Here is a 13,804-nt window from a genome sequence, read left to right on the forward strand (position 1 = left end):
ATCCGCGCCGGAGCGTGGCTCAGTCTAAAGGGAACGGCGGGGCGGGACCGCGTCAGCACTCAGTAGACGTCACGCGCGTAGCGCCGCTGGTTGGACAACTCGCGCAACCAGTCCTGGGCCTGGTGGGCACCCATCCGGCCGTGTTCGACCGCCACCGAGCACAGCGCTGCCTCGACGTCGGGAGCCATCCGGGACTTGTCACCGCAGATGTAGACGTGCGCGCCCTGCTCCAGCCATTGCCACATGGTTTCGCCGTGCTGGCGGATCCGGTCCTGCACGTAGATCTTGCGACTGGTGTCGCGGGAGAACGCGGTGTCCAACCTGGTCAGCGTGCCGTCCGCGAGCAACTCCCCCCATTCGTCCCGGTAGTAGAAGTCGGTGGCCTCGTGCTGCTCGCCGAAGAGCAACCAGTTGCTCCCGTCGTGCCCGGCCGCCCGGCGCTCGCGCAGGAAACCACGGAACGGTGCCACACCGGTGCCGGGACCGATCATGATCGCCGGGGCGGACCGGTCCGCGGGCGGGCGGAAGTGCCGTTGCCGCTGGACGTAGATGCTCACCGATTCGTCGGCGCGATCGGCCAGGTACGTCGAGCACACCCCGCCACGGCGCGATCTCGCCCCCTGGAAGCGCACCACCGAGCAGGTGATCTCCACCCGCCGCGGATCCTCCTGGGCGCTGGAGGAGATGGAGTACTGCCGGGCGGTCAGGCCGTCGAGAACCTCCAACCATTCCGCGCCGGTCGCGCGGACGGGGTGCTCGTGCAGGAGGTCGACCAGTTGCCGACCCCACCGCCACCGGGTGAAGGCCTCGCTGTCCAACCGGCTGGCGCTCTGCAGTTCCTCGTCCCCGCGGCGTTCGGCGATGAACGCCACCACCTGCGGAGTGATCGAACAGATCTCCAGGCGCGTCGCCAGCGCGTCGGCCAGTAGGAGGCCGGCGCCGTTCACGCTCACGTGCTCGTCGCCGTTCAGGCCGCACACGGTCAGGAACTCCTCGACGTACGCCGGGTTGTTGTGCGGCAGCACCGCGAGAGCGTCGCCTGCCTCGTAGCTGAGGGTGCCGGCGGGCAGGTCGAACGCCACGCGGCGTACTTCCTTGGCTGAACCCTCCTGCCCCAGAACGGGATTGGCCAGTAGCCGGGCCTCCAGCGGGTTCTTCCTCCCGTACGCCGGTCGCTGGCTCCCGCTCGCCGCTGCCCCTTCCGCGGTGCGCTCGTGGGCGGTTGCTGCCCCACCGTGCGGCACCCGGCCGGATGCTCGCAGTGCTCCCACGACGGTCGTCACCCAGGCCTGCGCGGCCGCGTCGTAGTCCGGCGGGCACTCCCCGCGCTGCGTCAACCGAGTCCCGCCGACCTCGCCCAGCCGCTCGTCGAGAGCCCGCCCGAACCCGCAGAACGACCGGTAGGCGGGATCACCGAAGGCCAACACGGCGTACTGCAACGTGCCGAGGGTCGGGTGGTCCGCGCTGCGCAGGAAGTCCACGAAATCCCTTGCGTCATCGGGCGGTTCGGCATCGCCGGTGGTGCTGGTGACGAAGAGGACGGTCCCGGCCAGGTGAGCAGTCGTCAGGGCGGCCATGTTGACGGGAACCGCCCGCACGCCGCTATCTGCCAACTGCTGCACCAACTCCGGCACGTAGTCCTCGACGGTGCCGGTCTGGGAGGCCCACGCGATCTGGACCGCGCCCTTGTCCACCGGCGCCGCGTCGACCGCGGGCGCTGGTGCCGCGATGGCGGACGGCACCAGGGAGGGTTCGAGCCGCACGCTGCACACCTTGAACTCCGGTTGCAGTGACAGCGGATCCGTGGCGTCGTTGGTCAACGCGTTGATCGAGAGCAGATCGCCGTACTCGTCGCCCCAGTGCATCGGAACGAAGCACGAGCCCTCCCGGACCCGGTCACTGCTCAACGCCGGGAGCACCGCTTCACCCCGGCGGGTCGTCAGGCGGACCGGCGATCCGTCGGCCAGTTGCAACCGGGCGGCGTCGCTGGGATGGATCTCCACGAACGGAGCCGGGTTCAGCCGGTTGAGGGTCGGAACCTTGCCGGTCTTGGTCATGGTGTGCCACTGGTGGGCCAACCGGCCGGTGTTGAGGACCATGGGGAACTCGTCGTCGGGCAACTCCGCCGGCGGCAGGTGCGGACGGGCCAGGAAGGCGGCCCGGCCGTCGGGGCGTGGGAAGGCGACGGCCGGGATCGAGCCGTCCGAACGGGCCAACAGGGTCTGGCTGCGACCATCGTTGAGGTAGCGGATCGGATGGCGCTGCTGCGTGTCCGCCGGCGGGCTGGGCCACTGGATCGGCTGCTCGCGCAACCGGTCGTAGGTGATGCCCCGCAGGTCGTATCCCGTTGCGGGATTGTGGAATTCGCGTAGCTCGTCGAAAATCTGCTCGGCGGTGGTGTAGTCGAAACCGGGGTAGCCCATGCGTTGGGCCACTTGCGCGATCAACCACCAGTCGGGGCGGGCGTCGCCCGGAGCCTCGGCGAAGGGTTGGCCCAGGTTGAGCGTGCGTTCGGAGTTGACCAGCACGCCCTCCGATTCAGCCCACAGGGACGCTGGGAGCGTGATATCGGCGTACCTGATGGTCTCGTTGCGCTCATAAGCGTCTTGGACGATCACCAGCTCGCAGCGCTCGAGCGCTTCGATGACGGTGGCCCGGTTGGCCACGGAGTGCACCGGGTTGGTGCAGATCACCCAGGCGGCCTTGATCTGGCCGGCGGCCATGTCCCGGAACATCTCGATGGTGCCGCGGCCGATCTCGGTGCGGATTGTGCCGTCGGACAACCCCCACTCGCGCTCGCAGTAGGAGCGGTCGTCCGCGTCGAGTACCGATCGCTGACCGGGCAGGCCCGGTCCCATGTAACCCATCTCCCGGCCACCCATCGCGTTGGGCTGGCCGGTCAGGGAGAACGGTCCGCTGCCGGGACGCAGGATCGCACCGGTCGCCAGATGCAGGTTGCAGATGACGTTGGTGCTCCAGGTGCCGTGCGTCGACTGGTTCAGGCCCATCGTCCAGCAGGTCATCCAGTCGGCCGACTCGCCGATCCAGGTAGCGGCGGTGCGCAGGTCATCGACCGCCAGGCCGGTCAGGTCCGCAACGCGCTCGACGGGATAGTCGGCGAGCAGGTCCACCACCTCCGGCCAGCCGGTGGTGTGCTCGGCGATGAACTGGTGGTCGACGGCGTCGGCGTCGACCAGCAACCGCAGCAGGCCGTTGAGCAGCGCCAGGTCGGTGCCCGGTGCGATCTGCAGGTGCAGGTTCGCCGCCTCGGCGGTGCGGGTACGTCGTGGGTCGACGACGATCAGCCGGGCACCTGCCGCCACCCGCTGCATCATCCGCAGGAAGAGGATCGGATGCGCGTCGGCCATGTTGGAGCCGATGACCAGGAACAGGTCGGCGTGGTCGAAGTCGTCGTAGGAGCCGGGCGGCCCGTCGGCGCCGAGGGACTGTTTGTAACCGGTTCCGGCGCTGGCCATGCACAACCGGGAGTTGGACTCCAGGTTGGTGGTGCGCACGAACCCCTTGGCCAATTTCGTTGCCAGGTATTGCGATTCGAGGGACATCTGCCCCGACACGTAGATTCCGACGGCGTCCGGACCGTGCTCGTCGATGGCCGCGCGCAGACCCGCCGCAGCAGCATCCAGGGCGTCGTCGAGACCGACTGAGGCCCGTTGCGCTGTGCGATCCGGCCGCCGACTCGCGCTGGCCATCCGGCCACCGCCACGCATCAGTTCCAGCGTCGTGGTGCCTTTGGTGCACAGCCGTCCGGCGTTGGCCGGATGGTCCGGTCGGCCGGCCAACGTCGGTGCCGCGTCACCGTCCCGGCGGACCGTCAGCCCGCAGCCGACACCGCAGTAGCCGCAGACACTGTGGACCTCGGTGCTCACGAGGACTCCTGCACCACATCGAGGCGGTAGCCGCGCTTGACCACGGTCTTCACGACCCGCAGGTTGCCCAGGCTCTCCCGCAGCCGTGCGACGGCCACTTCGGCGGCATGGGGGTCGGCCGAGTCACCGGGCAACACCTCCAGCAGGTCTTCGCGGGAGGCGACGGCACCCGGTCGGGAGGCCAGGAGTCGCAAGACCTCCAGCCCGCTCGGGGAGATCGGCAGAACCACGTGGTCCAGGGTCGCGGCCGAGGCGCGTACCCGCAGCTGCCCGTCGACCACCTCGGTCGCGTGGTCCTCGTCGCTGTAGAACAGGACGACGGCCCGGATGAGGGCTCCCAGCCGGCCCCGATCAGGCACCAGCGGCGACAATTTGGCCGCCACCAGTGGTGCCGCGGTGATCGGTCCGACCGTTGCCACCAGCAGCCGGTCGGCCGCTACGAGGGCCTGGACGTCCCCCAGGACACCGCAGTCCTGCGCTTCCTGGATCCAGGCGGCTGCCGCCGGCGCCGAGGTGAAGGTAACGCAATCGAACTGTCCCGCAGCGGTTTCCAGGATCGAGCGGCGCAGAGCGTCCGGATCCGGAGGCGGTCCCCAGCGATAGATGACCAGGGTCGTCACCGTTGCTCCGGCATCGGTCAGCGTGCCGGTCAGACCGTCGTCACCGGCCCCGTGTTGTTGGATGAAGATGCGTTGGTCCTCGACCCCCTCGGCGACCAGGAACTCCCCCATCTCGGCAGACGTCTCCGACTCGGCGACCCAGTCCGGGCTGAGCCCGGCGGCCTGGATAGCGCCGCGCGCCTTCGGGCCACGGGCGACGATCCGCGCCTGGCGCAGCGCCTTCTCCAGTTGCGGTAGCAGACCCGCCGTCTCAGCAGTCTCCAGCCAGCTGCTGAAGCCGACGCCGGTGGTAACCACCACGATGTCGGCGGGGTTCTTAATCAGCGCCCGGCTGCGCGCGATGAGGGAGGGCTCGTCGATGTGCGACTCCACGCCCAGCGCAGGTGCTACCTCGACCTGGGCACCGCGACGCTGCAGCGCGCTGGCCAGATCGGCCGAACGCCGTTGTGCCGTCACCAGAATGCGGGTGCCGGCGAGCACTGGCGGGTGGGAGTTCATCCGGCGTCGGACGGTGCGAGCACCCAGACTTGGTTATCGCGGATCTGGACCGGCCATACCGGCAACGCCTGCGTCGGGTCGTCGAGGCACTCACCGGTCTGCAGGCTGAACGTCTGCTTGTGCAGCGGGGAGGCCACGGTCGGCACCCCTGCCCTGCTGCCGACCAGCCCGCGGGCCATCACGTTGGCCCCGGTGAACGGGTCGCGGTGCCCGACGGCGTAGACCGCGTCGTCGCTGCATCGGAACAGCGCTACCTGCTGTCCGCCGACCAGCGCGGCCGACCCTCGATCGATCCACAGATCATCGACGGCACAGACCTGCGTCCATGTGCCGGCCGTCTGGGTGTCCGTTGCCGCAGTATCCACGGTGGTCACGACTGCTCCTCCCGGTTGAGTGCGAGAGTCGCGCCGTTGCGACGTGCGGATGTAGAGCCATTCTGCCCGGCTTCAGCGCTCGGTGGGGCGTCCGACGCAGGTTCGGATCGACGTACGGGGATGGTTCCCTCCGCGATCAGCACCGGTCCGGCGGGCCGCTTCTGGCCGCGCTCGGGCACATAGGCCAGATCCGGATCCGGGGTCTGGGGTGCGTTGATGAACGAGGTGAACCGGCTCACCTTCTCCGGGTCGGCCAACGCCTCCGCCCATTCATCGCGGTACGCCGCGACGTGGCTGGCCATGGCCGCGTCCAGTTCCGCGCCGATCCCCAGGGAGTCGTGCAGGACGACGTCCTGCACGTGCGCCATACCGCCCTCGATGGACTCGATCCACGGTGCGGTGCGCTGGAGCCGGTCGGCGGTGCGCACGTAGTACAGCAGGAACCGGTCGATGGCCTGGATCAGCGCATCGTCGTCGAGGTCCTCGGCGAACAGCTGGGCGTGCCGCGGGGTGAATCCACCGTTACCGCCGACGTACAGGTTCCAGCCGTTCTCGGTGGCGATGACGCCGACGTCCTTACCGCGGGCCTCGGCGCACTCACGGGCGCAGCCGGAGACGCCCAGCTTGATCTTGTGCGGCGAGCGCAGACCCCGGTAGCGCAGTTCCAGCAGGATCGCCATGCTGACCGAGTCCTGCACGCCGTAGCGGCACCAGGACTGTCCCACACAGGATTTCACCGTCCGCAGGCTCTTGCCGTAGGCGTGTCCTGACTCGAAGCCGGCGTCGATCAGCCGCTGCCAGATCACCGGCAACTGCTCGATCCGGGCGCCGAAGAGGTCGATCCGCTGACCACCGGTGATCTTGGTGTAGAGATCGAAGTCCTTGGCGATCTGGCCGATCACGATCAAGCCCTCGGGGGTGATCTCCCCGCCCGGGATGCGCGGGACGACCGAATAGGTGCCGTCCTTCTGCAGGTTGGCCATCACGTGGTCATTGGTGTCCTGCAGGGCCGAGGTCGCCGGGTCGAGCACGTGCGCACCGGGCCGGCTGGCCAGGATCGAGGCGGCCACGGGTCGGCAGATGTCGCAGCCGTTGCCGCGCCCGTGCTTGGCCAGCAACTCGCTGAAGGTCGTGATACCGCTCAGCTGCACGATCTCGAACAGTTCGGCGCGGCTGACGTCGAAGTGCTCGCACAGGGCGTTGCTGACCTGGACACCGGCCGCGGTGAGCTCGGCATCCATGAGTTTCTTCACCAGCGGGACACAGGAGCCGCAGCTGGTTCCGGCCTTGGTGCAGCCCTTGACGCCGCCGAGGTCGGTGCACCCGCCCTCGGAGACGGCGCAGCGGATGGTGCCGGCGGAGACGTTGTTACACGAGCAGACGATCGCCTCGTCGGGCAGCGCCGCCGAAGAGGCCGGCGCGGCACCCTCCGGGAGCAGCCACGCCGACGGGTCGCCGCCCAGATCCGCGCCGACCATGGGACGAAGCGAGGTGTACGCCGTGGCGTCGCCGACCAGGATGCCGCCCAGCAGGGTGCGGGCGTCATCACTCATGACCAGCTTCTTGTAGACCCCGGCCACCGGATCGGCGTACGCCACCTCCAAGCAGCCCGGGGTCGTGGCGAAGGCGTCGCCGAAGCTGGCGACGTCCACCCCCATCAACTTCAACTTGGTCGACAGATCGGCGCCGGTGAAGGTCGCCTCGCCGCCCAGGATGCGGTCAGTGGTTACTTCCGCCATCGTGTAGCCGGGCCCGACCAGACCCCACACGCGGTCCGCGATGCACGCGACTTCGCCGATGGCGTAGATGTTCTCGTCGCTGGTGCGGCAGGCCTCGTCGGCCATCACGCCACCGCGCGGGTGCACCTCCAGCCCGCTTTCGCGCGCCAGTTCGTCACGGGGCCGCACGCCGGTCGCGAAGACCACGACGTCGACCGGCAACCGCTCGCCATCAGCGAAGGTGACACCGGAGACCTGACCGTGCCGGTTGGCCTTGACCGCACTGGAGGCGGTGCTGGTCCGGACCTGGACGCCCAGGTGCTCGATCAGCCGGCGCAGGCCCTCGCCGCCGGCCGCGTCGACCTGCAGCGGCATGAGGCGGTCGGCGAACTCCACGACCGTGCACTCGGCACCCAGTTCGCGCAGCGCTCCGGCGGCTTCGAGGCCGAGCAGGCCGCCACCGACGACCACACCGCGTACGTCGCGGCGTAGCGACTTGCCGCGCTGCTGCACGTAGGCGCGCAACTCGGCGACATCGTCGACGGTGCGGTAGACGAAACAACCGGTCAAGTCGTTGCCCGGGATGGGCGGCTTGGTCGCGTAGGACCCGGTGGCCAGGACCAACGTGTCGTAGGGGTAGCGCACCCCACCAGCGGTGACGCACTGCTCCACGCGATCGATCTCGGTGACCCGCAGGTTGCGGCGCAGGCGCACGCCGGGGCGCGACCAGAGCTCCTGGTCGCCCAGCAGCAGCGCATCGGGGTCGTAATGGGTGAAGAACGATGTCAGTGCCACCCGGTCGTACGGCGGGCGGGACTCCTCGCCGAACACGTCAATGTCGTACTCCTCGGTGGCGCCGCGCTCGACCAGTGCTTCCACTGCCCGGCGGGCGACCATCCCGGCGCCGACCACGATCAACTTCTTGCGTTCCATGCCATCAACGGTGGCGTTGTCGTGTTTCGCCGGGATGCGCCTGCAGGTAACCGTGATGAAACAACTGCCTCACACGCGCTGGTCGCGCGGTGTGAGGACTCACAGCGCGAGCCCTATTGCAGTGAGGAGAACGTTGCGCGTCGGTTACGGAACGCGTCTATCGGCGAAACCAGCGACTTCTAGTTTTTCGGTCATCACCTTCCGAGCAACGTCGCCGGATATTCGTATCACACCCATGAATCACATTGCGCTGCAGGCACTTTCGCATCAGCCGGCGCAGTTCATCTCGGAAAGGACCCTCATGACCACCACCTCATCCTCTGTGGAGGACACATCACAGCTCCCTGACGCGTCCGGCCTGCACCTGCGGCCCGGGCGCTGGATCGACGGCTGGGACCCGGAGAACACCGCCCAATGGGAGTCGGTCGGCCGACCCATCGCGCGCCGTAACCTGATCGGCTCCGTCTTCGCCGAGTTCCTCGGCTTCGTCACCCTCGGTATCTGGAGCATCGTGGTGCCCAAGCTCGGGGCGGCCGGTTTCCACCTGACCAACAACCAGCTGTACTGGCTGATCGCGCTGCCGGGTCTGCTGGGTGCCGCCCTGCGGATTCTCTACACCTTCATGCCGCCGATCTTCGGTGGTCGCAACTGGACCGTGGTGTCGGCGTTGCTCCTGCTGATCCCGCTCACCGGGCTCACCTGGGTCGTGCAGCATCCGGACACGCCCTACGGGGTCCTGCTCCTGGTGGCCAGCCTGGCCGGCCTTGGCGGCGGCAACTTCGCATCGTCGATGGTCAACATCTCCTTCTTCTACCCGCAGCGCGAACGCGGCCGGGCACTCGGCATCAACGCCGCGGGCGGCAACATCGGCTCGGGGATCGTGGTGCTGGTCGTGCCCTTCGTCATCGCGACCGGTGGCGCCGGGATCGCGTTGTACCGCGCGGGGCTGATCTGGATCCCGCTCGTCCTCGGGGCAGCGGTCCTCGCGTACTTCACCATGAACAATCTCTCCAGTGCGCACGCCGACCTCGGCACCTTCGCCATGGCCGCGCGCTACCGCCACAACTGGATCCTCTCGCTGATCTACCTGGGCACCTTCGGCTCGTTCCTGGGCCTGTCCTTCACCTTCCCCAAGCTGACGTCCGACCTCTACCCGCACATCCCGTTGCAGATCGTCTTCATCGGTGCCGTCGTGGGTGCCCTGGTCCGGCCGGTGGGCGGCATGCTGGCCGACCGGTTCGGTGGTCGCTGGATCACCATCGGCGCGTTCGCGGTCATGGCTGCCGGCTCCATCGCCCTGGTCGCGAGCCTGGGCAAGGTGCCGTTCGCGGTCTTCCTGGCGCTCTTCCTGGTCCTGTTCGCCGCTTCGGGGATCGGCAACGGCAGCGTCTACCGGATGATCCCGGCGGTCTACCACGTCGGCGACCACGACGCAGCGAGCCATGCCCGGGCGCGCCGGTTGTCCGCGGGCACCATCGGTATCGCCGGAGCTGTGGGCGCGCTGGGCTCGTTCCTGATCCCCCGCAACTTCGCCATCTTCGGGTTGCACCAGGGCCTGATCAACCTGACGATCGTCTACCTGGTGCTGATGACGCTGACCTGGGCGGTCTACGCCCGCCGCGGGTCGGCCATGGCGCCCGAGCGGATCTAGGCCGCGTCGTTCGAGGCGGCGCGCACCATCCGGGCGAACAGCGCGTGCACCCGATGGTCGCCGGTCACCTCAGGATGGAACGAGGTGGCCAAGGCGTGGCCCTGACGTACGGCGACCGGATGGGTTGCGCCATCCGGTCCCGTCACGCTGGCAAGGACCTCGACTCCTGCACCGACGGACTCCACCCACGGTGCCCTGATGAAGACCGCCCGCATCGGGTCGCCGCCCACCCCGGTCACCGCCAGGTCGGCTTCGAAGGAGTCGACCTGGCGACCGAAGGCGTTGCGGCGGACCGTCATGTCGATCGCGGCCAGTGGTTCCTGATCGGGACGTCCGTCCAGGATTGAGGCCGCCAGCAGGATCATCCCCGCACACGAACCATAGACCGGCATCCCGTCAGCAATCCTCTGCCGCAACGGTTCTCGCAGTTCGAAGGTCGTGATGAGTTTGTCGATGGTCGTCGACTCACCGCCGGGGATGACCAGGCCGTCGATCGCCGCCAACTCAGCCGGTCGACGTACCGCGGGGGCGTCGGCACCAGCCTCCTGCAGCGCGCGCTGGTGCTCTCGCACATCGCCCTGCAACGCCAGCACCCCGATCGAAGTCACGAGCGCAGACTAGCCCGGCCCCGGACCGGCCTGCCCACCAGCTGCGCGGGGTACCGACAGACGCGCGGGTTATCAGCCGAGCAGGTGTCGATAACCCGCGCGTCTGCTGCACACGCTATCGGCGACGTTGCGAGGAGCGGTTGGACAGGTAGCCATCCACCACAGCAACCCCGAGGTCGTCCAGTTCCGGTGCGACGACCGTGCCACCGACACGGTCCGCGAGCTGCTTCAAGAACCGCTCCAGGGAGGGGTCCTCCCCCAGCCGGTAGATCGTCGTATGCGCGCCCAGACGAGTCACAGCGTCCAACTCCCGCACGCTGTAGGCGACGGTCAGCGGGTGCGGCGGATAGGCGAAGGCCACCTCACCGTCGGGTTCGATGTGCGCGGTCGGCTCGCCATCAGTGACGATCAGCAACACCGGCTGTGACGCGGGGTGCTTGCGGAAGAACTGCTGCGCCAGTAACAGCGCATGGTGCAGGTTGGTGCCCTTATCCCACTCGGGCGCAAGGGAAGTCAGGGTGTCAATGGGCATCCGCTCTGCGTGCCGGGCGAACGCGATCAACTCCAGTTGGTCGCCGCGGAAGCGGGTCTGGATCAGGTGATGCAACGCGACGGCGGTGCGTTTCATCGGCAGCCAGCGCCCGTCCATGGCCATCGAGAACGACGTGTCGACCAGCAGGGCGACGGCGGCATGGGTGCGTTCCTGGGTCTCCTGCACCTCGACGTCGTCCATGACCAGCATCGGCCCGCCGTCAACGGCACGTCGCACCGCGGCGTTGGTCATCGTGCGGGACACATCCCACGGTTCGGTGTCACCGAAGGCCCACGGTTTGCTCGCGCCGGTCGCCTCCCCCGCGAGGCCGGCCCGCATCGCCTGGCGCGAACCGTCCCGGCCGGACAACGACCGGGTGATGTCGCGCAGCAACGTCTTGCCGAGTTCGCGCATCGCCCGTGGCGACAGGCGCAGGTCGCCTTCGCTGTCCTTGTTGAGCATGTCCCGTTGGCGCATCCCGGCGTCCAACTCCTGCAGGTGCCGGGCCGCTTCGGCGGCTTCCGGTCCGAGGAGGCGGTCGAGGGCGTCGAGGTCCAGGTCGGCCATCTGGGAGCCGGCGTAGGACTGCGACAGTTGCTCGGCGAGCTGATCGAGCGCGGCCACCTCCTGCAGCACACCGGTGCCGTCACCCAGACCCAGCCCCTGCTCGCCATCCATCGCTTCCGAACCACCCCAGCCCGCATCCGGGCGCAGGTCCTGCAACAGCGAATCCAACTGCGACAGTTGCGACATCAACTCCGGCGAGCCGAACGCCGAAGCGGCGAGTTCATCCAGTTCCGCGCGTTGCTCCGGCGTCAACGAGTTGCGCAGCCGCTGTGCCGCAGCCGCCCGTTGGGCCAGGGAATCCAGCAGTTCCTCGATGTTCTGCGGGTTCTCCGGGAAGTGTTGGCCGTGCTTGGCCATGAACTGCTCGAAGTCCTCGGAGGTGTCCTGGCCTTGGGCGTGCTTGCTCAGCAGATCGTTGAGGTCGGACAGCATTTCGCTGACCTGCTGGCGATCCTCGTCGGTCGCGTTCTCCAGGGCCTGCTTCATCCCGGCGAAGCGCTGATCGAGCATTTCCCGGCCTAATAGGTCCTTGATCTGCTCGAACTTCTCCCGTGCTTCCGAGCTGCGCCACGAGTAGTCACCCAGCTCGGTGACCGCGGCGGCCGGCGACGGCGGCAGGTTCTCCATCCGCATCTCGGCGAACCGGGCGTCGTCGTCCAGGTCACGGGCCAGTTGCTTGCGCTCGGCCAGGACGGCTTGGTCCAACAGCTGCCGGATCTGGTCGAACGTGCCGCCGAGGTTGCTGCGCTGCAGCAGATCCTGGCGTCGGCGCATCGCCTGCGCGGCCAGCTCGTCCAGACCCTGCCGGCCCTTCGGACCCTGCCGCAGGAACTCGCGCAGCGCGCGGTCCGCGGAGTATCCGGCCATGACGCTCTCGCTGACCGCGTCCAGGGCTTCGGCCAGATCGACCGGTGGCGCAAGCGGATCCGGGCCGCCGGAGTACCGGTGGTAGCGACTGTCGCCGCGGTGACTGACCATCAGCCGTACGTCGTGTGGCCGGCTTCGTCGGCGTCCTTGCCGATCCGCCGAGCCAGGTAGAGGCCCTCGAGCGCGAACTCGATGGCGTTGGCCCGCTCTCCAGGGGTTGCTGCTTCGAACCGCTGCTCGATCTGGTCGTAGAGATCGGACTCGCCGATCCGCGGCAATTGCTCCAGCACCTCGGCGGCGGGCGTGCGGGGTCCGGTCTCGATCTGGGTGCCGTCCTCGATGGCGGCCACCAACAACGCCAGATCGACTCCGGCCAACGTGCCGCGGACCGTGTCGGCGATGCTGGTGCGCAGCAGGTGATCCAGGACCGGTCGCTCCCGGCCCTCATGGCCGGACTCGAACTCGACCTTGCCGGTCAACACCTCCAGCACGTCGGGCAGGTCGACGACCCGGGCAACGGCGGCATCCTCCCCGTTCACTGCGGCCCGGTGCAGAGCGCCTGCGGCGACCGTTTCTGCCGCGGCAATCGCGAATCGTGCTGACACACCTGAGCGTTGGTCGATCGCGGAGGATTCGCGCAGCGCGCGGGTGAAGCGGGCGATGACCTCCAGAACGGACGCGGGCACCTCCGCGACGACCTCGCTCTCCTGCTCGATAACGGCCACTTCGCCGGCAAGGTCCAGCGGGTAGTGCGTGCGCACCTGCGCACCGAAACGGTCCTTCAGCGGGGTGATGATCCGGCCGCGGTTGGTGTAATCCTCCGGGTTGGCGCTGGCGACGACCAGCACGTCCAACGGCAGACGCAGCAGATAGCCACGGATCTGGATGTCCTTCTCCTCCATCACGTTCAGCATCGCGACCTGGATCCGCTCGGCCAGGTCGGGCAGTTCGTTGATGGCCACGATGCCGCGGTGCGCCCGCGGGATCAGTCCGAAGTGAATGGTCTCCGGGTCGCCGAGACTGCGCCCCTGCGCGACCTTCATCGGATCAACGTCACCCACCAGGTCGGCTACGGAGGTGTCAGGGGTAGCCAGCTTTTCGGCGTACCGCTCCGAGCGATGCCGCCACGCCACGGGCAGGTCGTCGCCGAGTTCGGCCGCGCGGCGGATGGACTCGGTCGTGATGGGGTCGTAGGGGTGCTCGCCCAGTTCGGCACCCTCGATGACGGGGGTCCACTCGTCCAGGAGCAAGGGCAGCGTCCGCAGCACCCGGGTCTTGCCCTGACCGCGTTCACCCAGCAGGACGATGTCGTGACCGGCAAGCAGCGCGCGCTCCAGCTGGGGCAGCACGGTGTCGTCGAACCCCTGGATGCCGGGCCACGGATCGCGGCCGGAGGCCAGCGCCGCCAGCAGGTTGGCGCGCAGTTCCTGGCGAACGGTGCGGTATTCGTGCCCGCTTGCCCGCAGCTGCCCGAGCGTGCTGATGGCCGGCGGATCGGAGCGATCAGGGGTTGTCACGTGTCGAACGCTACGCTGCGGGCCGGTCTCAT

Annotated in this window: 8 protein-coding genes; 1 reads left to right on the top strand and 7 read right to left on the bottom strand. The window is 68.5% G+C overall.

Annotated features, from left to right (window positions below; genetic code table 11):
- Positions 1-59: 59 nt before the first annotated feature.
- Genes AZH51_RS08970 through nirB form a run of 4 tightly spaced genes read right to left on the bottom strand, consistent with a single transcriptional unit; the run spans position 60 to position 8,030 of the window.
- Positions 60-3,887 (bottom strand): bifunctional nitrate reductase/sulfite reductase flavoprotein subunit alpha, encoded by a 3,828-nt coding sequence (locus AZH51_RS08970; RefSeq protein WP_291523390.1) that lies wholly within the window; start codon positions 3,885-3,887, stop codon positions 60-62.
- Positions 3,884-5,005, bottom strand: a complete 1,122-nt coding sequence (locus AZH51_RS08975) for a uroporphyrinogen-III synthase (protein WP_291523392.1) — start codon at positions 5,003-5,005, stop codon at positions 3,884-3,886. The genes AZH51_RS08970 and AZH51_RS08975 overlap by 4 nt, the downstream gene beginning before the upstream one ends.
- The gene (gene nirD / locus AZH51_RS08980) at positions 5,002-5,379 is read right to left on the bottom strand and encodes a nitrite reductase small subunit NirD (RefSeq protein ID WP_291523394.1); all 378 of its coding nucleotides are present in this window, start codon (positions 5,377-5,379) and stop codon (positions 5,002-5,004) included. Before nirD ends, AZH51_RS08975 begins: the two co-directional genes overlap by 4 nt.
- A complete protein-coding gene (nirB, locus tag AZH51_RS08985; protein ID WP_291523396.1) occupies positions 5,376-8,030 on the bottom strand; it encodes a nitrite reductase large subunit NirB in 2,655 nt (884 codons plus the stop codon). Before nirB ends, nirD begins: the two co-directional genes overlap by 4 nt.
- Positions 8,031-8,331: 301 nt before the next feature.
- Between nirB and AZH51_RS08990 the strand changes: the two genes are divergently transcribed.
- A complete protein-coding gene (locus AZH51_RS08990; protein WP_291523398.1) occupies positions 8,332-9,681 on the top strand; it encodes an MFS transporter in 1,350 nt (449 codons plus the stop codon).
- On the opposite strand, the gene pdxT is transcribed toward AZH51_RS08990, so the two are convergent.
- The 3 genes from pdxT to AZH51_RS09005 all read right to left on the bottom strand — a co-directional run bounded on the left by pdxT (position 9,678) and on the right by AZH51_RS09005 (position 13,772).
- Positions 9,678-10,289, bottom strand: coding sequence for a pyridoxal 5'-phosphate synthase glutaminase subunit PdxT (gene pdxT / locus AZH51_RS08995; protein WP_291523399.1), 612 nt, complete (start codon positions 10,287-10,289; stop codon positions 9,678-9,680). The genes AZH51_RS08990 and pdxT overlap by 4 nt on opposite strands.
- 115 nt (positions 10,290-10,404) lie before the next feature.
- Complete coding sequence (locus AZH51_RS09000; protein WP_291523401.1) at positions 10,405-12,366, bottom strand: VWA domain-containing protein; 1,962 nt, start codon at positions 12,364-12,366, stop codon at positions 10,405-10,407.
- A complete protein-coding gene (locus AZH51_RS09005) occupies positions 12,366-13,772 on the bottom strand; it encodes a sigma 54-interacting transcriptional regulator (protein ID WP_291523403.1) in 1,407 nt (468 codons plus the stop codon). Before AZH51_RS09005 ends, AZH51_RS09000 begins: the two co-directional genes overlap by 1 nt.
- Positions 13,773-13,804 lie beyond the last annotated feature (32 nt).

Source organism: Branchiibius sp. NY16-3462-2 (assembly GCF_001594145.1).
Lineage (GTDB): Bacteria > Actinomycetota > Actinomycetes > Actinomycetales > Dermatophilaceae > Branchiibius.